General features: G+C 60.3%; 12 protein-coding genes. 6 read left to right on the forward strand and 6 right to left on the reverse strand.

All coding sequences use genetic code 11. The features are described 5' to 3' along the window. The first annotated feature begins 254 nt into the window (after positions 1-254). Positions 255-5213 carry an alpha-2-macroglobulin family protein gene (locus tag AFK24_RS02780; protein ID WP_065831792.1) on the forward strand — a complete coding sequence of 1653 codons (4959 nt, stop codon included), beginning with the start codon at positions 255-257 and terminating at the stop codon, positions 5211-5213. A gap of 113 nt (positions 5214-5326) precedes the next feature. Here AFK24_RS02780 and AFK24_RS02785 read toward each other — a convergent pair whose 3' ends face one another. Then, on the reverse strand, positions 5327-5620 hold the full coding sequence (locus AFK24_RS02785) for a hypothetical protein (RefSeq protein ID WP_020292721.1): 294 nt from the start codon (positions 5618-5620) through the stop codon (positions 5327-5329). A gap of 192 nt (positions 5621-5812) precedes the next feature. Here AFK24_RS02785 and pbpC point away from each other — a divergent pair, with 192 nt between their 5' ends. The 4 genes from pbpC to trpE all read left to right on the forward strand — a co-directional run bounded on the left by pbpC (position 5813) and on the right by trpE (position 11321). After that, a complete protein-coding gene (gene pbpC / locus AFK24_RS02790; RefSeq protein WP_065831793.1) occupies positions 5813-8188 on the forward strand; it encodes a peptidoglycan glycosyltransferase PbpC in 2376 nt (791 codons plus the stop codon). Positions 8189-8285: 97 nt separating this feature from the next. After that, on the forward strand, positions 8286-8960 hold the full coding sequence (gene rpe, locus AFK24_RS02795) for a ribulose-phosphate 3-epimerase (protein WP_065831794.1): 675 nt from the start codon (positions 8286-8288) through the stop codon (positions 8958-8960). After that, entirely contained in the window at positions 8957-9775 is an 819-nt protein-coding gene (locus tag AFK24_RS02800; RefSeq protein ID WP_065831795.1) for a phosphoglycolate phosphatase, read from the forward strand. The genes rpe and AFK24_RS02800 overlap by 4 nt, the downstream gene beginning before the upstream one ends. A 70-nt stretch (positions 9776-9845) precedes the next feature. Next, positions 9846-11321 (forward strand): anthranilate synthase component I, encoded by a 1476-nt coding sequence (trpE, locus tag AFK24_RS02805; protein ID WP_065831796.1) that lies wholly within the window; start codon positions 9846-9848, stop codon positions 11319-11321. A 154-nt stretch (positions 11322-11475) separates the two neighbouring features. On the opposite strand, the gene estP is transcribed toward trpE, so the two are convergent. The 4 genes from estP to AFK24_RS02825 form a co-directional block, all read right to left on the reverse strand. Next, a complete protein-coding gene (gene estP, locus AFK24_RS02810; RefSeq protein WP_065831797.1) occupies positions 11476-13404 on the reverse strand; it encodes an esterase EstP in 1929 nt (642 codons plus the stop codon). A 120-nt stretch (positions 13405-13524) separates the two neighbouring features. Then, the gene (locus AFK24_RS02815) at positions 13525-14295 is read right to left on the reverse strand and encodes a transporter substrate-binding domain-containing protein (protein ID WP_065831798.1); all 771 of its coding nucleotides are present in this window, start codon (positions 14293-14295) and stop codon (positions 13525-13527) included. A 66-nt stretch (positions 14296-14361) separates the two neighbouring features. Beyond that, the gene (locus AFK24_RS02820; RefSeq protein ID WP_065831799.1) at positions 14362-15216 is read right to left on the reverse strand and encodes a PfkB family carbohydrate kinase; all 855 of its coding nucleotides are present in this window, start codon (positions 15214-15216) and stop codon (positions 14362-14364) included. Positions 15217-15218: 2 nt separating this feature from the next. Next, the gene (locus tag AFK24_RS02825; RefSeq protein WP_065831800.1) at positions 15219-16232 is read right to left on the reverse strand and encodes an SIS domain-containing protein; all 1014 of its coding nucleotides are present in this window, start codon (positions 16230-16232) and stop codon (positions 15219-15221) included. Positions 16233-16484: 252 nt separating this feature from the next. Here AFK24_RS02825 and AFK24_RS02830 point away from each other — a divergent pair, with 252 nt between their 5' ends. Beyond that, a complete protein-coding gene (locus tag AFK24_RS02830) occupies positions 16485-17267 on the forward strand; it encodes a GntR family transcriptional regulator (RefSeq protein WP_065831801.1) in 783 nt (260 codons plus the stop codon). A 54-nt stretch (positions 17268-17321) separates the two neighbouring features. Here the strand turns inward: AFK24_RS02830 and AFK24_RS02835 are convergent, their stop codons facing one another. After that, positions 17322-22151 (reverse strand): M10 family metallopeptidase C-terminal domain-containing protein, encoded by a 4830-nt coding sequence (locus AFK24_RS02835; protein WP_065831802.1) that lies wholly within the window; start codon positions 22149-22151, stop codon positions 17322-17324. Between the last annotated feature and the right edge of the window lie 74 nt (positions 22152-22225).

The following is a 22225-nucleotide window of genomic DNA, read 5'->3' on the forward strand; positions in this document are numbered from 1 at the left end:
AAATCGTGGGAGCGAATTTATTCGCGAAAGCTCTCGTCGACGCACTACATATGTATCGGATGTTCTGGCTTCTTCGTGGCTAAACTCACCGCCACGATGAACTGCGATATTTTTTCGAGAGCGGCTGGAGACCACGGCAATGTTGGCGCTGAGAACAAAGTCTCAATCCCACTGTCTATTTTCGCGCCGAGTCATATTGGACGTGCGGCTGCTATATAGTCTGTCCCTCTCAATCGTTGCCATATGAGTGCCCCATGCTTAACAAAGGATTGTTTCTGGCCTGCGTGCTTGCGCTGCTGAGTGCCTGCGATTCCTCCACTTCCGACAAACCGGCTGCGGTTTCTGCTCCCGCCGCGCAACCAGCGGCAGTGGAGTCGAGCAAGCCCAGGCCGGCGGTGGACATTCCTGCGTTGAGCAAGCGCTACGCCGGACGTGAGCTGACCGTTGTCGATGTTTCGGAAATCCAGGTCGACGGCGCCAGCACTCTGTCGGTGAGCTTTTCCGTACCGCTGGACCCGGAGCAGAAGTTTGCTGAAAAACTGCATCTGGTGGACAGCAAGAACGGCAAGGTTGACGGCGCATGGGAGCTTTCGGACAACCTGATGGAGCTGCGGCTGCGGCATCTGGAGCCCCAGCGCAAACTGGTGCTGACCGTTGATCCCGGCCTGTTGGGCGTCAACAAGGCCAAGCTGGCCGCCGAGTTCGTCAGCCGCCTGGAAACCAAGGATTTGCAGGCAACCGTTGGCTTCGCCAGTCGCGGCAGCCTGTTGCCGACTCGATTGGCGGAAGGTCTGCCCGTCATCGCGCTGAACGTCGACAAGGTCAACGTCGAGTTTTTTCGGGTCAAATCCGACGCCTTGCCTTCCTTCCTGAGCAACTGGGGCGGCTCTTCCAGCTTGCAGAGCTACGAATCCGAAGACTTGCTGGCCCAGGCCGATCTGGTCTACGGCGGCCGCTTCGACCTGAACCCGGCGCGCAACACACGGGAAACCGTGTTGCTGCCCATAGCGGGCATCAAGGCATTGCAGCAGCCGGGGGTTTATCTGGCCGTGATGAAAGCGGCGGGCAGCTACAGTTATTCGAACTCCGCCACGGTCTTTACCCTGAGCGACATCGGTTTGTCGGTGCATCGCTACGCCAATCGCCTGGACGCTTTCACCCAGGCGCTGGAAGGCGGCAAGGCCCTGAGCGGCATCGATCTGGAACTCTACGACAGCGACGGCAAGGTGATCGGTCAGGCCAAGACCGATTCGGCGGGCCACGCCGAGCTGCCGCTTTCGGCCAAGGCGGCGCTGGTGCTGGCGCACAAAGACGAACAGACCAGCATGCTGCGGCTGGACAGCTCGGCGCTGGATCTGGCGGAATTCGACATCACCGGGCCGAGTGCACATCCGCTGCAATTCTTTATCTTCGGCCCGCGCGATCTGTATCGCCCCGGTGAAACCGTGCTGCTTAACGGCCTGCTGCGCGATAACGATGGCAAGGATGTGAAGCCGCAACCGATCACGGTCGAGGTGCGCCGCCCGGACGAACAGGTCAGTCGCAAGTTTGTCTGGGAAGCCGATAAGACCGGGCTTTATCAATATCAGCTGCAGTTGTCCGATGAAGCGCCGACAGGGCGCTGGCAGCTGGTGTTCGACCTGGGTGATGGCAAGCCGCAGTTATATGAATTCCAGGTCGAAGACTTCCTGCCGGAACGCATGGCGCTGGAAATCAAGGCCAGCGACACGCCGATTGCGCCGGCAGACAACGCGACCTTCGAGATTACCGGCCGCTATCTCTACGGCGCGCCCGCCTCCGGCAATAACCTGACCGGCCTGCTGTATGTGCGCCCGCTGCGCGACGCGGTGCCTGCATTGCCGGGTTATCAGTTCGGCTCGATCACTGAAGAAGAGCTCAAGCAGGACCTGGAAATCGAAGCCAGCACCCTCGACGAACAGGGCAAGTTGAGTATTGATGTGGAAAGCCAGTGGTCCAAGGCCAAATCGCCGTTGCAGCTGATTCTGCAAGCCAGCCTGCAAGAGTCGGGCGGGCGGCCGATCACCCGGCGTCTGGTGCAACCGGTCTGGCCGGCAGAGCAACTGCCAGGTTTGCGTCCGTTGTTTGGCGCCGACAAGAACAATGGCGACAATGAAGACGACTACACCAATGGTCTGGCCCAAACCGATGGCGACGGCCCGGCTGAATTTGAAGTGCTGATCGCTGACAGTGCAGGCAACAAGCTGGCCGCCGAAAACGTCAAGGTGCGGCTGGTCCGCGAGCGTCGCGATTATTACTGGAACTACTCGGACAGCGATGGCTGGAGCTATCACTACAACGAGAAGTACCTGAACCTCAACGAAGAAACCGTCAGCATCAAGCAAGGCTCGACTGCCAAAGTCACATTCCCGGTGGAATGGGGCCCATACCGCGTCGAAGTCGAAGACCCGCAAACCGGTCTGGTCAGCAGCATGCGTTTCTGGGCCGGGTATCAATGGCAGGACAACGCCGAAGGCGGCGCGGTGCGGCCCGATCAGGTCAAGCTGGCGCTGGACAAACCGGCTTATGCCGATGGCGATAGCGTCAAAGTCACCGTGACGCCGCCGTCAGCGGGCAAGGGTTATCTGCTGGTGGAATCCAGCGAAGGTCCATTGTGGTGGCAGGAAATCGACGTGCCAGCCGAAGGCAAAGCGTTCGATATCCCGCTGGACAAAAAATGGGCGCGCCACGACCTGTACGTCAGCGCGCTGGTGATTCGTCCCGGCGAGCGCAAGGCCAACGTCACGCCCAAACGCGCCGTCGGCGTCCTGCACCTGCCGCTGGATCGCAGCCAACGCAAGCTGGCGCTGAGTATTACTGCGCCGGAAAAAATGCGTCCCAAGCAACCGCTGAAACTCAAGGTGCTGGCCAAAAACGCTGATGGCAGCGTGCCCAAGGAAGTCCATGTGCTGGTGTCGGCGGTCGACATCGGCATTCTCAATATCACCAGTTATATAACGCCGGATCCGTTCGCCAGCCTGTTTGGTCGCAAGTCCTACGGCGCCGATCAGCTGGACGTTTATGGGCAGTTGATCGAGGCTGGACGCAATCGTCTGGCTTCCCTGGCATTCGGTGGCGACGCCGCGCTGGCCAAAGGCGGCAAGCGGCCGGAAACCAGCGTGACAATTGTTGCCCTGCAAAGCGCGCCGGTGACGCTGAATGAGCAGGGCGAAGGCGAAGTCAGCGTGGATATTCCGGACTTCAACGGCGAACTGCGCGTCATGGCGCAGGCCTGGACCGGTGATCGTTACGGCATGGCCGAGGCGAAAACCGTGGTGGCCGCGCCGATCATTGCCGAGTTGTCGGCCCCGCGTTTCCTGGCGGGCGGCGATCAAACCACCGTGGCCATGGACGTCTCCAACCTGTCCGGCAAGGCGCAGAAACTCAACGTGCAACTCAGCGCCGAAGGCCAGTTGAGTCTGGCCAATGGCGAGATCTCCCAGAGCGTGCAATTGGCCCAGGGCCAGCGCAAGACGCTGCGCATTCCGGTCAAGGCGTTGGGCGGTTTCGGCCAGGGCAAGATCAAGGTGCTGGTGCAAGGTCTGGATCTTCCGGGCGAAAATCTGCCGCCATTCACCCGCGAGTGGACCATCGGTGTGCGGCCGGCGTATCCGGCGATGCTCAAGCATTACCGCGCAGCTATTACCGATCAGCCATGGAACCTGCCGGAAGGCGCGCTGGAAGCCTTCGAACCCGCTGGGCGTGAGGCCTTGCTGGCGGTGTCGAGTCGTCCGCCGCTGAATCTCGGAGAACAGATTCGTGCGCTCAAGGCTTATCCGTATGGCTGCCTTGAACAGACCGCCAGCGGCTTGTACCCGTCGTTGTATGCCGACGCGGCAACGCTCACACGTCTGGGCCTCAAGGGCGAGCCGGACGCAGCTCGCAAGCGCAGCGTCGAAATCGGCATCGAGCGTTTGCTGGGCATGCAGCGCTATAACGGCAGCTTCGGGCTGTGGAATTCGGACGGCGAAGAAGAGTATTGGTTGACGGCTTACGTAACCGATTTCCTGTCCCGCGCTCGTGATCAGGGTTTCGCCGTACCGCCTGAAGCGTTGAAAAAAGCCAACGAACGTTTGCTGCGTTATCTGCAGGAGCGTAATCAGATCGAGGTGAGTTACAGCGAAAACGCCGAACACACGCGCTTTGCGGTGCAGGCCTACGCCGGTCTGGTGTTGTCCCGCAGCCAGCAGGCACCGTTGGGTGCATTGCGCAGCCTGTTTGATCGGCGTGACGATGCACGTTCCGGTCTGCCGCTGGTGCAGTTGTCCATCGCCCTGGAAAAAATGGGCGACAAACCCCGTGCAGATCAGGCCATGCTCGCCGGTCTGGCGGCGGGGCGCAAAGCCAACGAATGGCTCGCCGATTACGGCAGCCCGCTGCGCGATCAGGCGCTGATCCTGGCGTTGCTGGAAGAAAACAATCTGGCGGCGGATAAACGCGACCAGCGTCTGTTTACGCTGGCTGATGAAGTAGCGGCCAACCGTTATCTGTCGACTCAGGAGCGCAACTCGCTGTTCCTCGCGGGCCGTGGCTTGCTGGGCAAACCGGAGAAAAACTGGAAAGCGATCCTCAACAGCGGCAGCGAAACCAGTGAAATCAACAATGCTAATCCGGGTCTGAAGCTTGAAGGTGCGTTGCTGGCTGCGCCGATGTCCTTGCAGAACGCTGGCAGCGAGACGCTGTATCAGCAACTGACTATCTCCGGTTATCCCTCTCAGCCGCCTGTGGCCGGAGGTGAAAACCTGAGCATTCGCCGTGAATATCTCAGTTTGAGCGGCGAAGAGGCGAATCTGGCGGCCCTGAAAAGCGGGCAATTGCTACTGGTGCACATCGAAGTCAAAGCCAAACAGCGAGTGCCGGATGCATTGGTGGTCGACCTGTTGCCGGCGGGTCTGGAGCTGGAAAACCAGAATCTGGCGCAAGCGGCGGCCAGCCTCGATGACGCCAGCGAGTCGGTCAAGCAATGGAAGGAGTCGATGGAAAACGCCGGGATCAAGCACCAGGAATACCGCGCCGACCGTTATGTCGCGGCCCTGGATCTGAACGGCTATAACACTATCCACTTGCTGTACCTGGCCCGCGCCGTGACACCGGGTATCTATCGCGTACCGCCGCCGCAAGTGGAGTCGATGTATCGCCCGAACTGGCAGGCGTTGGGTGAAGCGCCGGCGCAGTTGGTGGTGAAGGGGAAATAAGGAGCGGGTGGAACTGACTTGTAGGACCGGCTTTAGCCGGGAAGGCGGCATTCTGACGACGCAGATGCGGTGGATGCTGCCTCTTCCCGGCTAAAGCCGGTCCTACAGCGCGCTTAATGAATAATCCAGCTCAGCAACCACAACCCCAGCACCAGCCAGATGATGCCCGCGATGATCGAGGCGCGCATGAAGGCGCGGACGGCCGAGTAGAGCAACATCAGCCCGACAATCAACGCCAGAATGCTGATCAGCGAAGTGTCCATGCCCAGCGTGCGTGACAAGCCGTCGACGAAGTTGCCGCCAGCGTGAGTGAACAGATTGAATATCCATTCCAGCCCATCGACGATGAAGCGAATTACCGCGCCGAGCGCCTGGCCAAGCCATTCGAAAAAGCTTTCTACCTGCATATGTACGTCCTGATGAGATTCATGGAAAAACGCAACTGTTCGCTTTGGCTGTCCGTTGGCGCAACGAGTTCCGTGGATCATAAAGGCTCTTTGCGTTGAAGCTGCGAATATCGTCAGGTGACCGGCGCTCAATCGCTCCGGCAACTGTGGGAGGCAATTCATTCCCGAAGGGGCCAGGCCTGGAAAATGTCCATGACTGACAAACCGCCTTCGCGAATAAATTCGCTCCCACGAAAACTGTTCACCTGCATCGGCGGCTCTATTCTGTTTCTGTTCGTCGCGCTCTGGCTCGCCGACCGTATCTGGCCGTTGCCCTTGCCCAAGGACGATCTGGCGCGTGTCGTGCTGGCTGAAGATGGCACGCCTTTGTGGCGTTTCGCCGATGCCAATGGTGTGTGGCGTTACCCGGTGTCGACGACGCAGGTGTCGCCGTATTACATCGAAGCGCTGCTGACCTATGAAGATCGCTGGTTTTATAGCCATCCCGGCGTCAACCCGCTCGCTCTGGGCAGAGCGGCCTGGCAAAACCTGCAGGGCGCGCGAGTGGTGTCGGGCGGCAGCACGTTGTCGATGCAGGTGGCGCGACTGCTTGATCCACATTCACGAACCTTGCCCGGAAAAATGCGCCAGCTGTGGCGCACGATGCAGCTGGAATGGCATTTGTCCAAGGACGAGATTCTCGGCATTTATCTGAATCGCGCGCCTTTCGGCGGAACCTTGCAAGGAGTTGCGGCGGCCAGTTGGGCGTATCTGGGTAAATCTCCGTTGCAACTGACCCGCGCGGAAGCGGCGTTGCTGGCTGTTCTGCCTCAGGCGCCGAGCCGGTTGCGGCCAGATCGCCATCCACAGCGCGCCCAGGCAGCTCGGGACAAAGTGCTCAAGCGTCTGGCGGAATTTCAGGTCTGGCCGCAATTGGCGGTCAATGAAGCCCTGGAGGAGCCGCTGCTCTTGGCGCCGCGTCAGGAACCAACCCTTGCGCCGTTGTTGGCGCGGCGCCTGAATCGCCCGCACAGTCCGCCGTTGATTCGCACCACCCTTGATGCAGCGTTGCAACGTCGGCTCGAAGATCTGCTGCTGGGTTGGCGCGCGCGTCTGCCGGAGCGCACCTCGGCGGCGATTCTAGTGGTCGAGGCGCAGAGCATGGCGGTGCGCGCCTATGTCGGTTCGGTGGACATCAATGACACCAAACGTTTCGGTCATGTGGATATGGTCAGTGCACTGCGCTCGCCCGGCTCGACGCTCAAGCCGTTTCTGTACGGCAAGGCCATGGACGCCGGGCTGATTCATTCCGAATCGCTGCTGCAGGATGTCCCGCGTCGTTATGGCGATTACCGACCGGGCAACTTTTCTGCGGGCTTCAGCGGGCCGGTGGCCGCCAGTTCCGCGTTGTCCATGTCGCTGAACCTGCCAGCGGTGCAACTGCTCGAAGCGTACGGGCCGAAACGCTTTGCCGCCGAAATGCGCAACGGCGGCGTGCCTTTGACCTTGCCGCCCTTGGCCGAGCCGAATCTCGCCCTGATTCTCGGCGGGGTCGGCAGTCGCCTGGAAGAGCTGGTAGGTGGTTACAGCGCCTTTGCTCGCGGCGGGAAAAGCGCCGATATTCGCCTGCAGCCCGACGACCGTTTGCGGGAACGGCCAATGATGTCGCCGGGTGCGGCGTGGATCGTGCGCACGATTCTTAGCGGTCAGTCGCGTCCCGATCTGGACCCGCATGCCGAGCTGGTGCAGCGCCCGCAACTGGCGTGGAAGACCGGCACCAGTTATGGCTTTCGTGATGCGTGGGCGATTGGTGTCGGGCCGCGCTTTCTGGTCGGCGTGTGGATCGGCCGCCCGGATGGCACGCCGGTGCCGGGACAGTTCGGCCTCGCGTCGGCCGCGCCATTGATGTTGCAGGTTCACGATGTGCTGACCAATCGCGACAGCCAGCGCGGCATCGTCGCGCAGGTCCAGCAAGTGCCGCTGAATGTCGGCGTCGCGGCGATCTGCTGGCCGTTGGGGCAGCCCATGGACAAGAACGATCCCAACTGCCGTCGCCAGCGCTTTGCCTGGACTCTGGATGGCACGACGCCGCCAACCTTGCAGGCCACCGATCAGCCGCTTGGTTTGGGTTTGCAGGAGAAAATCCGGGTCAACGCCAAGGGGTTGCGTGTCGGTTCCAGTTGTCCCGACGCTGAGCTGCATGATTCAGAGCTCAAGGACATCGCGCTCTGGCCCGCGCCGCTGGAACCCTGGTTACCCCGCGCCGAGCGCCGCGAAGCACGCTTGCCTGCCGCCGATCCCGATTGCCCGCCGCAAGGCCTGATGCTGGCTGCGCCCTTGACCATTGTCGGCGTGCGCGACGGTGATCATTTGCGCCTGCCGGCGGGCAGTCATCAGGCGTTGCGTCTCAAACTTTCGGCGCTGGGTGGCAGCGGTCGTCGCTGGTGGTTTATCGATGGCGCGCCCACCGCCGATACCGCCAGTCAGGACAGCTTCGGCCCGACCCTGACGCGTCTGGGTCGCTATGAACTCAGTGTGCTCGACGAAAGCGGCCAGACCGCCAGAGTGATATTCGATGTGGTGGATTGATCAGCAATCATCGGCCAGGCGCGATCAATGGCTCAAGGCGTTCCCGAAACTCTTGGAGTACAATGCGCGCCACTGTGATTCTGCTCAAAGGTGCGTCATGCAGCCCTTTCTCATTGCTCCGTCGATTCTTTCCGCTGACTTCGCCCGTCTGGGCCAGGAAGTCGACTCTGTTCTCGCCGCTGGCGCAGACATCGTGCACTTCGATGTCATGGACAATCATTACGTCCCGAACCTGACCATCGGCCCGATGGTCTGCGCAGCATTGCGCAAATACGGCGTTACCGCGCCGATTGATGTGCACCTGATGGTCAGCCCGGTTGACCGCATCATTGGTGACTTCATCGAAGCCGGTGCCAGCTACATCACCTTCCACCCGGAAGCGACCCAGCATATCGACCGCTCGCTGCAGTTGATCAAGGAAGGCGGCTGCAAGGCGGGCCTGGTGTTCAACCCGGCGACCCCGCTGAACCTGCTGGAATACGTGATGGACAAGGTCGACATGATCCTGCTCATGAGCGTCAACCCCGGTTTCGGTGGTCAGAAGTTCATTCCCGGCACGATCAACAAGCTGCGCGAAGCGCGGGCCTTGATCGATGCGTCGGGCCTGGACATTCGCCTGGAAATCGACGGCGGCGTCAACGTCAACAATATCCGTGAGATCGCGGCGGCCGGTGCCGATACGTTCGTGGCTGGCTCGGCGATCTTCAATACGCCGGACTACAAGCAAGTGATCGACAAAATGCGCGCAGAACTGGCGTCAGCCCGCGCATGAGCGGCTTCGAGCAGCTGTTTCCGGGGCGTCTTCCCAAGCTGATCATGTTTGATCTGGACGGAACGCTGGTCGATTCGGTGCCTGACCTGGCCGTGGCGGTCGACAAGATGCTGGTCGCCCTCGGGCGTGCGCCGGTCGGTCTGGGCTCCGTCAGAAACTGGATCGGCAACGGCGCGCCGGTTCTGGTGCGTCGGGCGCTGGCCAACGATCTGGATCACAGCGCGGTCGATGATGAGCTGGCGCAGCAGGCCCTGGCGATTTTCATGGAGGCTTATGCTGACAAGCATGAGTTCACCGTGGTCTATCCCGGCGTGCGCGAAACCCTGAAATGGCTGCAGAAGAAGGGCGTGCAAATGGCCCTGATCACCAACAAGCCGGAGCGCTTCGTCGCGCCGCTGCTGGATGAAATGAAACTGGGACGGTTTTTTCGGCTGATCGTCGGCGGCGATACCTTGCCGCAAAAGAAACCCGATCCGGCGGCGTTGTTTTTTGTCATGAAAATGACCAATGTTCCGGCCTCGCAAGCGTTGTTCGTGGGTGACTCACGCAGCGATGTGCAGGCCGCCAAGGCTGCCGGCGTGGCTTGCGTCGCGCTGAGTTACGGATACAACCACGGTCGGCCCATCGCCGAAGAATCACCGGCGCTGGTTATCGATGACTTGCGTCGATTGATTCCCGGTTGCCTGGATCTGGACGCTGAGATACTGTTGCCGGAAATCAAATCTCCCTCCTTTAGAGATTCCATCGTGGTGGTCACTCGCAAACTCTGGATGAAAGTCATCAAGGCCCTGGCCCGCTGGCGTTGGCGTGCCTGACTTGAATTCGCCGAAACCTCGGCACCGTTTGCCTACCTGACCGTTTTACCCTCAAACCACGAGGCTGATCATGAATCGCGAAGAATTTCTGCGTTTGGCTGCTGCTGGCTATAACCGCATCCCGCTTGCCTACGAAACCCTGGCTGACTTCGACACTCCGCTGTCGATCTACCTGAAGCTTGCCGACGAGCCCAATTCCTATTTGCTGGAATCGGTTCAGGGCGGCGAAAAGTGGGGCCGTTATTCGATCATCGGCTTGCCGTGCCGCACCGTGATGCGGGTCCACGAGCAGCAAATCAGCGTGACCCACGACGGTGTCGAGATCGAGCGGCTTGAGTCCGAAGATCCGCTGGCATTCGTCGAAGAATTCAAGGCTCGCTACAACGTACCGACCATCCCCGGCCTGCCGCGCTTCAATGGCGGACTGGTGGGTTACTTCGGTTACGACTGCGTGCGTTATGTGGAAAAGCGCCTGGGCAAGTGCCCGAACCCTGATCCGCTGGGCGTGCCGGACATCCTGCTGATGGTGTCCGATGCGGTCGTGGTGTTCGACAACCTGGCGGGCAAGATGCACGCCATCGTATTGGTCGATCCCGCGCAGCCGGACGCTTACGAAGAAGGCCGGGCGCGTCTTGAAGCCCTGATGGACAAACTGCGTCAGCCGATCACGCCACGTCGCGGTCTGGACCTGACCCGACCGCAAGCTGCCGACCCGGTGTTCCGTTCCAGCTTCACCCAGGACGACTACGAAAAAGCTGTCGATACCATCAAGGAATACATCCTCGCTGGCGACGTCATGCAAGTGGTTCCGTCGCAGCGCATGTCCATCGATTTCAAGGCTGCGCCGATTGACCTGTATCGAGCGCTGCGCTGCTTCAACCCGACGCCTTACATGTACTTCTTCAACTTCGGCGATTTCCATGTCGTCGGCAGTTCGCCGGAAGTTCTGGTGCGTTGCGAAGACAACCTGATTACCGTGCGGCCAATCGCGGGTACACGTCCGCGCGGCGCCAATGAAGAAGCCGATCTGGCGCTGGAAAAAGACCTGCTGTCCGATGACAAGGAAATCGCCGAGCACTTGATGCTGATCGACCTGGGGCGCAACGACACCGGTCGCGTCTCGGAAATCGGCTCGGTCAAACTCACGGAAAAGATGGTCATCGAGCGTTATTCCAACGTCATGCACATTGTCTCCAACGTCACCGGCCAGCTGAAAAACGGGCTGACGGCGATGGACGCACTGCGCGCCATTCTGCCGGCGGGCACGTTGTCCGGCGCGCCGAAAATCCGTGCCATGGAAATCATCGACGAGCTGGAGCCCGTCAAACGCGGCGTCTACGGCGGCGCGGTGGGTTACCTGGCGTGGAACGGCAACATGGACACCGCCATCGCGATTCGTACTGCGGTGATCAAGAACGGCGAGCTGCATGTGCAGGCCGGCGGCGGCATCGTCGCCGACTCGGTGCCCGTCCTGGAATGGGAAGAAACCCTCAACAAACGCCGCGCCATGTTCCGCGCCGTGGCGTTGGCTGAGCAGGAGCCGTAAGCAACGCGGTTTTGTAGGAGGGGACTTGTCCCCGAAGGCGGTCGTTCAGACAGCGTTAACCTTCCGGATTTTCGTTGTCAGGACCATCGCATTTGGGGACAAGTCCCCTCCTACCGGTCGTTAGATATTCAGGGGTTGGCTCCCGCATTTCGAATCAAAAATCCAGACTCACCGCCAGGTTCACCCCTTGCTGCGTAACGTCATCATTCTTGCGCCAGTTGTAGCCGCCGTGCAGGGTCAGTTCGGGGGTCAGTTTCTGGCTGATGCCCAGACTGGCTCGATTGAGGTCGCGCTGCGGCGTGTAGCCTTGCAACGTGAAGTCATTGAACGGCAGGCTGTTCAGGGTCATGGTCACGTCCTGTTGATCGGTTTCGAATTCCCGTTCATGGGCCACTTCACCGAACAGTTGGGTCGATGACGTCAGCTGGAATTTGCCCTGCAAGCCTGCACCCAATCGTTTCGATTTACGCGTCTGATCATCAAAGGTCAGCGCTGTGGAACGGGTGCCTTTTTCCGAGTAGCCATCGACTTCGATGTGCGCGTAATCGGCGCTGACGAACGGCGACAGATGCCAGCTGCTGCCGCTGCCGGCAAGATCAAAACCCAGACGTGCGCTCAACGCATACAGCTCGCCGTCGGTGTCGCCCTTTTCCGCGCCCTCGCTGACGCCCAGGGCAAACTTGCGTTTGGCATTCTCATAATCCAGCTTGCCGCCGGAAGCGCCAAGGTCGGCCCACCAATGATTTGCCTGGTACTGGACGAAAGCGGTGGCGATGTAGCTGTTGAGTTTGTAGTCCGAATCTCGCGGGCCAGCTTCAAGATTCTGTCGATAAGCCCCGGCAACCAGTCCCGCGCGCCAGTTTTCGGCGAAGCGATAGCTACCGCCCAGCGTGAGGTTGTAGCCATGGCCGTCGGCGTCCGCTGAAGTATCCTGCGCATCAAAGTTCATTTTCTGACCGCCTGCCGCGATGATGGATCGCCATTGACCGACGCTCTGCCAATCGCCCCAATCTGCCAGCCACTGCGCGCGCAGTTCATCTTGCTGTGCCCGCAACGTGCCGTTGGCCATTTCCGGCAATAGCGAAATTTCCCAGGGCGCGGCGAGCAGGGAATAGGCGTAATCGGCGATCAGTCGTTGCCCGGTGACCGTTGGGTGCACGCCGTCGTTGAACAGAAGCCTGCTCGGGTCCGGCGTCGGACTGTTCAGGCCATAAACGCTGTTCTCATCGCAGTTGTCGCCGTTGAAACAAGTACCCACCTGATTCTGATCAGCGGCGAGACCGAAACGGGCAGGATCGGCGAGCGTTTCTGATACCAGACGCGGAATATTCAGCGGAATTATTTCGGCGTCGATTTGCGCCAGGCGGCTGACCAATTGGGCGTTGAACACATCGCTGAGCAATGATGTAACCGGTTGCAGGATGGTCCCGGAAACGGCGGGCGTTTGGCCGATGTCCGGCAGCAACCAGACCATGATGTAGCGAGCACCGGATTGTTGCAGTGCCTGCGCGCTGTCGGCCAGGCGATTGGCGGCGGCCCGGGATTGGGCAAGACTCAACACCCGGCCTTGCAGGAAATCATTACCGCCGCCAGTCAGGTAATACAGCGCGTTGGGATCGGCGCGAAAGTTGTTGGTGGGCAGATAGCCGGCGCGGCTGCGTAGAACGGTGCCATCGTCAGGGTTGGTGACACTGGATTGTGAGGTGATGGCGTCGTAGATCTGGTCAGTACGATCCCCGCCAACCGCCCAGTTATTGCCATCGGCGACGGCCAGTGCGGCATTCACCGGAGAAGTCGATGCCGCCAGTTCAGCGGGTGCAACGTTGAGTTTCATGCCCAGCAACGTGGAGGAGTTCAGGCCGAAGACTTCACCGCTGTTGTCCTGATACGTCGGACCACTGCGGTTGGTGAAACGCAACGTCGCGCCTTGCGGGCCGCCTGCGTCCGGGTATTGCCCGGCGTCGGCCAGGCTGTCACCGAAGATCACCATGGTTGAGTAAGGGGAAGGGGCGGCGAATGCGCCCGAGCAAGCCAAGGTCAGCAAACACGCCGCGAACGGCACGCGAAGCGCAGGGTTGATCATTGCTACATTCCTTTCTTGTTTTTTTCTAACGACTGCAAGGAAGGTAGCAAAGGGCGCTGCGAATGCCATTTCAGGGCACTTTAACTGCTCAAAGGTCTAGGACAATGCCCTGATCCAGCTTTACTCCGGCGCGATATCGACGTCGAAGTATTTGTCGGCAAGGCGTTGATAGGTTCCGTTCTGGCGAATCGTTTGCAGCGCTTTATCAATGTCCTGTTTCAGCGCCGTATCGTTCTTGCGCAGCCCGACGCCCGTGCCGGGGCCGAACACTTCGACGGACTTCACCACGTCGCCTGCGTACGCAAAGCCTTTGCCGATGGGTTTCTTCAGCATGCCTTCGGAAACGGCGATGGCGTCGTCGAATACCGCGTCCAGCCGGCCATTGATCAAGTCCTGATAGGCCAGATCGCTGCTTTGATAGGGCACGACTTCAACGTTTTTCGAGCCCCAGATTTTCCGTGCGTAGACTTCGAACACGCTGCCTTGTTGCACGCCGATGCGTTTGCCCTTGAGGGTTTCGGCGGCGGGCGTCAAAGCGCTGCCTTGCGCGGCCACCAGATGCGCCGGGGTGTCGTAAAGTGTGTCGGAAAACGCCACTTCTTTCTTGCGATCCTCGGTGATGGAAAACGCCGAGAGAATGCCGTCGAACTTGCGGCCCTTCAGTGACGCAACCAGGCCGTCGAAACTGGTTTCGACCCAGACGCAGCGCCGCTTCAGTTCAGCGCAGATGCTTTCACCCAGTTCAATATCGAAGCCGGTCAGCGAGCCGTCCGGGTTTTTCGACTCGAACGGCGGGTACGTCGGATCGACGCCAAAGCGCAGGTCGGTGCTGGCCGCCCAGGCCACGAAGGGAAAGGCCAGCAGGGTCAGACCGAGAAGGTATTTTTTCATCGACAGGTTTCCACGACAGGGTTGAGGGAACGGCCCGGGACGGATGCCCAAGGCACACATCCGTTGTCAGCCTTGGGCCTTCAACGCTTGTTTCAATTGTTCGCAGCGCACAGGGTTCAGCGTCTGGCCATGGCCGAAACCACCTTCCCCGGCACAGACATGCGCCGCGAAATCGACGCCTTGCAGCAGGCATTCGGCCAGACTTGCACCGCCTTGCCAGGCCAGCAGGAAGGCTGCGATGAAGCCGTCGCCCGCGCCCATGCTGTCGACCACTTCACAGGGCAGGCTGACCTGTTCGCGAAAGCCGTAGTCGTCCAATGCCAGTGCGCCATGAACGCCTCGGGTGACTACCACTACTTTTGGCCCCAGCGTCCGCATTCCGCTGGCCAGTTGACGCGCAGCCTCGGAATCAAGATCGGCGGCGGAAAAGAACGCGATGTCGACGTGGCCGATCAACGCGCGCCAATCGTATTCATCCCAGTTGTCCGAAAAGTCGAAAGACAGCACGCCGCTGGCCTGACGAATCTGCGCGAGGCTGTTTTGCAGTCCGCTGTACAGACTGGTATGCGCCAGCGGGTAAGCCGCGATGCAGGCCAGGGCGGGTGCATCGATGTGCAGTTGATGACAAACCCCGGGATCGCTGCCGAGAAAAATCCGTTCGCCGTCCACACTGTCGACACACGCCCAGGCGCTGGCGCCCGGCAATGTCTTGCAGCGCGATACATCCACCGACTCGGTCTTCAGCACTTCCAGCAACCAGCGTCCATGGGCGTCGTCGCCCACGCAGCCCAGATAAGCGCTGCGGGCGCCGAGGCGGGCGGCGAACACTGCAACGTTCAACGCATTGCCGCCGGGGTATTCCTTTTGGCGGTGGAGGTACACGTCAACCGTGTTGTCGCCGACCGCGATCAGTTGCGGCATGCTCAATACTCCGTTTTCCACATGTAGCGGCGCGTGGTCAGTGGTTGTTGATGCCAGACCGCCAGATGCGCCGCGATACGTTCCGCCGCGATGCCGACGATGTAAGGCGCGACCAGCGCGCGGATTTCCGGATCAATGCCGTGCATAGGGAAATCCTTGGCGTCGTAAACCATCACGCGTTCGGTGTAACGCTGGCAGAAACGCACCACACGTTCCATCTGCGCGCGGCTCGGGTCTTCGCCAACAAACAGAAGCAGCGGCGTCGAGGCGTCGATGGCTTCGAACGGGCCATGGAAAAACTCCGCTGCTTCAACCGGCAAGCAGTGCAACCACTGGCTTTCCATGACCACACAAACGCCGAACACATAAGCGGTGGTGAACATCGGGCCGGAGGCGAGGAAGTACATGAGTTTGTCGTCTTTATAGAGACGGGCTTCTTCGGTGGCGCGTTGATCATTGTTGATGGCGGCGTCGGCCAAGGCTGCGGGCAGGGCTTTCAGAGAGCGGGTGAGTTTGTCCAGCAGCGGCCAGTCTTCGCGCTCGGCGAGAATCCCGCCGATCAACGCCTGCAGAATCATGAAGCAGCCGAAGTACGCCTCGTCCGTGCGCCCCAGCAGGAAACAATGCTGTACGGCCTGGGCCAGCGGGAGTTCCGCAGTCTGGGTCACGCCAACGGTCATGCAGGGTTTGTCTTTGAGGAATTGCGCGGCGGCAATGGTTTCCTGGGTGGTGCCGGATTTGGACGCCAGGATCACCAGTGTGCGTTCATCCAGCCGAGGCGGATCAATGTCCATGAAGTCGGCCGGGAAATAACGGCGCACTTCCAGCGAATGGCTGAAGCGTTCGATCCAGTATTGCAGGCCGAGCATGATGCGATTGGGCGCGCCACAGCTGACGAAATAAATGCGATCAATCTTCGGCGCCAGCTCGCGACCATAGCGCTGGGCGTCGTCAACGATGTGGATGGATTGCGCAAGAGAAGCTACGAAAGCTTCCCGGTTGAACTCGATCGCCATGCTGGCTCCTTGGTGAACTGGAGGAGGATCGAGGCTGTTCGTCGATCCTTTGTTAGACCAGAATCTATACCATGGAAAATACCATCTCAAGGGTTTATGCTCGTGGTCTAGTCACCATGTAAACCAATCTGGCAGGCCTTTCACGTCCCGTAATTGCGGGCAGGATTGCAAGCCCGCGAATTCGCTGGAATTTCGCCGCGTTGAACCTATCGGCAGAATCCACAAAAAAAAATCTGGGATGTAGACCACCAAATGGCGTCGGAAAAAAACCTCGAAACGAGCTTTCCCATACCCCAGCGCAAGCAAGTGGCCTGGCAGGCTGTGCAAGTGCTGCTGGAAATGCTCGAACGTCCGGAGTTCGGCCCCAATGAACGTATTCCTGCGGAGCGGGATCTGGCCGAACATCTGGGCATCAGTCGCATGACCCTGCGCAAGGCGATCCAGGTGCTTATCGAACGCGGCATTCTGGAGCGCCGGGGCAATCGCGGAACCTTTGTGACGGCGCCCGGTGTCGAGCGGCCGGTCAGTCTTTCACGCAAGGGCATTACTCAGGTTGTCGAGCAATCAGGTTCGCGGCCGGGCAGCAAGCTGCTGTATTTCGAGCAGGCGCAGGCCAGCGGTCGCGTGGCCAAACTGCTGGGCATTGCAGAGGGCGATGGGCTGCTGACCATCCGCCGTCTGCGTACGGTGGATCAGAAGCCGTTTTGCATCGAAACCAGCTACATCCCGCTGGCACGCGCCCCGGATCTGCTGGCTCAGGATCTTGCCGCAGGCGCTTCGCTGTATGCGCTGCTGCTGGAGCGTTACGGGATTGAAGTGGAAAGCGACGAGGGCACGTTAAGCATCGCCAACATGAACGATCAGGAGGCGCGCTTGCTGGAAGTTACGGCCGGGACTGCCGCGCTGGTCTATCGCGGGGTGATTTTCGACAGTCAGGGTAAACCGCTGGAATACCTGGTTTCGATCAACCATCCGCAGCGCGTGGTATTCAAGCTGGAAAACAGCCGGGTGGATGCGTTCAACTCGCATCGCTGAAATCGCCGAAGGGTTGACTGCCTGCCGCCCATTGCGGGCAGCAGGCGGGCTGTTTCAACCGATAATGTCGGCCGCTTGCAGCGTCTGCACGCCGGTCAGCTGGATGGCAAAGTCCGCTTCGTTGTCGGCGTCGATGTTGCCGTACAGCACGCCATCCGCGAAGCGCAGTTCGCCGACATTGTTGGCACTGAACGCAGCGCTGCCGATGAGCACGAATGCGTCGTTGGCGGCAGTTTCCGGCCGGGCATCAATGCCGGAGAAGTCCAGTTTGTCGCCCTCGGCGGACTTGAAGCCCTGGATGATGTCAGCCAGCAAGCCTGTGCCCATTTCCGACACATCGTTGAACACATAGGTGTCAGCGCCGGTACCACCGATCATGATGTCGGCGCCCGCGCCACCGATCAGTACATCATTGCCGGAGCCGCCCGACAGGGTGTCAGCGCCGTCGCCCCCGGAAAGCCGGTTGTCTGCGGAGCTGCCAGTCAGCGAATCGGCAAAACGGCTGCCAGTCAGGTTTTCGCTGTTCTTGAGCGTGTCCAGACCCGAGCCGCCGGTGTCCTGTTGCGCTGTGGTGGACAACTTGACCGTCACGCCCGCCGTGGCGAACAGGTAGGACACGGTATCGACGCCCGCGCGGCCGTCGATCAGGTTGTCGCCTGCGCTGGCATACAGCACGTTGTCCAGCGCGTTGCCGATCCCGTTGGCCGCACCCGTTCCAGTCAGGACGAGGTTTTCAACGTTGCTGCCCAGCGTATAAGTCGCCAGCGCGCTGAACACCGTATCAACGCCGCCGGTGGCGCTGTCGGCATTGGTTTCGATCACGTTGTCATTGGCCTCATCAACAAAGTAGCTGTCCGAGCCATCGCCGCCTTTGAGGGTGTCAGCGCCTGCCTGACCGTCCAGAATGTTGTTGGCGCTATTGCCGATAATGATGTTTTTCAGTTCATTGCCGACGCCATCGATGGCCGACATGCCGGTCAGCGTCAGGTTTTCGGTGTTGGCGCCCAGCGTCCAGCTCACTGACGCCAGTACGGTGTCAATTTGCGAGGCTGAGGCGTTGGTTTCGGTGACGCTGTCGCCAGCGTTGTCGACCACATAAACATCGTTGCCATCGCCGCCGCTCATGGCATCGGCACCCAGGTCGCCGTCCAGCGTGTCGTTGCCGCGGCTGCCCATCAAGGTGTCGTCATCGGCAGTGCCGAAAATCGAGCCGCCTTCGTTCTGCGTGCCTTCGGTAATGTCGGCGGCGCTGTTGTTGTCGCTGCTGTCGGAGGTGTAGCCCAGATCGGTGGCGATGTAGTCCGCCAGGCGCTGGCCGACGATTTCCGCCGACTCTTCGTGCAAGTGCCAGACGTCATCGGGATAGACCAGCGGGTCGACTTCATAGCGCAGTGGCAGGTCGGTGTAGTCCACGGCGAGCTTCACATCACTGCGCTCGGTGGCCATGGCTTCCTGCGCGGCGCGCACATAGCCGACGCCTTCGACGATGCCCGCGATTTTCTCGGCCGAGAAACCCCGAGCTGCGGCAGCGTCAGTTTGATAGTGGCCGGTTTCCATCAGGTAAACGTTGAAGTCGCCAATCTGCGCATGCAGGTAGTCGAACACTTTCAGTGTCGAGGCCTTGTACAGATCGGCGGCGGCTTGCTTGTCGGTGGCGCGGGCGATTTCCTGGGCGGCTTCTTCGCCCTGGCCCCAGATGATGCCGGTGGTGACGTTATCGATAGCGGTCAGGGTTGCAAGTTGAGTCTTGAGCAACTCAACCGCGCGCAACAGTGCGGGGCCTGGCTGGTCGGTGTCGGTCAGCCACCAGGACAAGCGCTGCTCTTCCAGCGTCGAGGTGGAATAACCGGCCACGGTGCTGCCGCCCACTGCCAGATCGATGCCATTGCCGTCGGCATCGGTGAACTGGCTGCGCACGTCGTAATCGGTGTAGCGCGTCAGGTCGCTGACCAGCGTGGATGTGCCCGACTGGTCATCATCCTCGGTCATGCGCAGCAAGCGTGCATTGGACTGGCCAAGGGTTGGCAGATAGAGAATTTCCTGGGCCTCGCGTTGCGCGAAGACGAAATCGGCGTCGCTGATCGTGTCGATCAGGTTGCCGCTCAGGGCGATTTCAAAGCGATTGCCGTCGGCATCGGCCACGCTGGATTTGACGTAGGTTTTGTCCCCCGCCGCGTTAAGCGTCATGTACAGCGTATGGTTTTCGCCATCGCCCAAACCGAGAAAGCCCAAGGCCGAGACGTCGATCTTGTCTTCGCCGGGGGTGAAGTCGTAGATCGTATCGGTCGCCGTCAGGCCGCCGCTGTCGTAGTCGCGATAGCTGTCGCTGACTGCGCTGTAGACGAACGTGTCGTTGCCCGCGCCACCATACAACGCGTCGCGACCCGCGCCGCCGTTGATCAGGTCATTGCCCGCGTCACCGCGCACGGTGTCCGCGCCGCCGAGGCCTTGCATGACGTCATTGCCGGTGGTGCCGTAGAGCGATTCGCCTTTTTCGCTGCCGGTAATCACGCCGGGCGTCGGGTTGCCGACGGTGATGGCGAAGCTGTCGCTGACTGAAGCTCCGGCTGCATCGCTGGCAGTCAGCAGCACCGAATAAGTTCCGGAAGCAACGCTCGGCGTGCCGCTGAAGGTCAGGGTTTTGCTGTCGAATTTCAACCAGTCGGGCAGGGCCGTGTTGTCAGCCAGGGTCGCGCTGTAAGTCAGCGTGTCCTTGTCTGGATCGGAAAAACTGTTGACCTGCACGGTGTAGGAAAACGCGGTTTGGGTATTGGTCGCCTGATCCAGCAGCGGCGTGTTCAACACCGGCGCTTGGTTCACGGTCGAGGCGCTGGAAAAGATGAAGTTGTCCGCGCTCAAGCTGCTCAGCAGATTGCCTTGCAGAGCAATCTCGAAGCGATTGCCGGTGCTGTCGATGGCGTCGGTCTTGACGTAGGTTTTGCTGCCGTCGGCGTTCAGCGACAGGTAAACAGTGTTGTTACTGCCATCGCCAAGGCCGCGCAGACCGAGAGCCGACAGATCGATCCGGTCTTCGCTGACATTAAAGTCGGTGATCGTGTCGCTCTGCTTCGACGTGCTGGCGCTGTAGTTGCGATAGCTGTCCATCCGGCTGCTGTAGACGAAGGTGTCAGCGCCTGCACCGCCGGTCAGCGTGTCGGCATCGGCGCCGCCATTGATGCGGTCGGCCCCGGCGCCGCCATCGATACGGTCCGTACCCGCGTTGCCGTTCAGGGTGTCGATGCCCTCGGTGCCGACCAGCGTGTCGTTGGCGGCAGTGCCTTCGATGACGCGCTGGAAAATGAAATGGCTGGCGTCGAGCTTGCCCAGCAGGTTGCCGCTCAGGCCCAGCTCGAAACGATTGCCCTCGGCATCGGCAGTCAGGGACTTCACGTAAGTGCGATCCAGCGAGGCGTTGTAGCTGATATTCAGCGTGCCAGCGGTGCCGCTGCCCAGACCGCTGAAGCCCAGATTCGCCAGATCGATCTTGTCCTGGCTGATATCGAAGTCGGTGATCAGGTCGGCGAAGCTGGCCGTGGCGGTGCGATAGCTGTCGGTCACGGCGTCGAAGCGAAAGGTGTCTGCGCCCGCGCCGCCGGTCAGCTTGTCAGCCCCGTTGCCGCCAACCAGGATGTCGTCGCCAGCATTGCCGTTTAGCGTGTCCTTGCCGGCCAGGCCGAAAATCAGTTCATTGGCGGCGCTGCCGCTGATCGTGTCGTTGCCCGCCGTTCCTTGCACGGCTACCACCGGCAGGGCGTCGCCCACATAGCTGCCATCGCCATAAATCAGCACCAAGCCTTTGGAAGTATGGCTGATGGTATTGCCGACGATGCTGTTGCCATCGGTGCCATTTTCATCGCGCTCGGCCACGCCATACGTCGACTTGTCGCTGCCGGTGATGGTGTTGCCGCGAATCAGGTTATCGCTGCCGTCGAAATACTTCCCGGAAACGCCCTGCGTGTCGTCGTAGGACTGAATGATGATTTCCGGAACTGGATTGCCCAGTGAATTGTTGCTCAGGGTGTTGTCGACCACATCGACATTGGAGCTGCCGTAGATGCGAATGCCGGCGCTGGTGTTGTCATGGATGTCCACGCCGCTGACCGTGACTTCGCTGGACAGCTTGATCAGTACGCCTTCAGCGCCATTGCCGTAAACCGCGCCGCCGGTAATGGTGATATTGGCCGGGGACGGAATGTTCTCGCTGCCGCGCTGGACCACGATGCCCGTGCTGCCGTTGCCGTAGGCGACGTTGTTGGTCAGGGTGAAATCATGGGTGCTGGTCACCACGTTGAAGCCATGACGGTCGTTGTTATAGGCGATGTTGTTTTCGAACACGCTGTCGCTGAGGAAGTCGGCGACGAAGCCGTCCAGGCCATTGCCGTGGGAGACGCTGTTCTTGATCACCATGTTGACGGTCTGCTCGTGGGGATCGAAGCCATAGCCCGAGCAATCGACGATCTCCACGCTGTCGAGGGTGACGTTGGAATCCTTGCCGTCTGAACCGGGGATGTAACCGTTAAACCAGCCGTCTACCTTGCCGGTAGTGGCGTCACGGTTGCCGTCCAGGGTCAGATTGTTCATGCCGAAGTCGTGGGTTTCTTCGCCGTAGGCCGAACGGACGATGCCCGTCACCTTGGTGTCGGAGCCGTCCTCGAGTTTGATTACGGTCTCACCCATGCCCGCGCCGCTGAGCGTGACATTGTTTTTGAGCATCAGGCAGCCATCGGAAGGCTCTTCGCCAGCGGAGACAATATAGGTCCCGGCCGACATCTCGACGGTTCCGCCACCTGCCGCTGCAGCCGCATCGATTGTTGCCTGGATCGCTGCTGTGTCATCGGTGATGCCATCGCCCAGCGCGCCGTAGTCTTTTACGTTAAAAATCATGGTTTTACTCCGGGCCGCGGGGTGTATAGGTGGGAAAGTCAAGATCACAGCGCCCGAACATATGACCGTGACAT

The organism is Pseudomonas syringae, assembly GCF_001698815.1.
Classification (GTDB): domain Bacteria; phylum Pseudomonadota; class Gammaproteobacteria; order Pseudomonadales; family Pseudomonadaceae; genus Aquipseudomonas; species Aquipseudomonas syringae_A.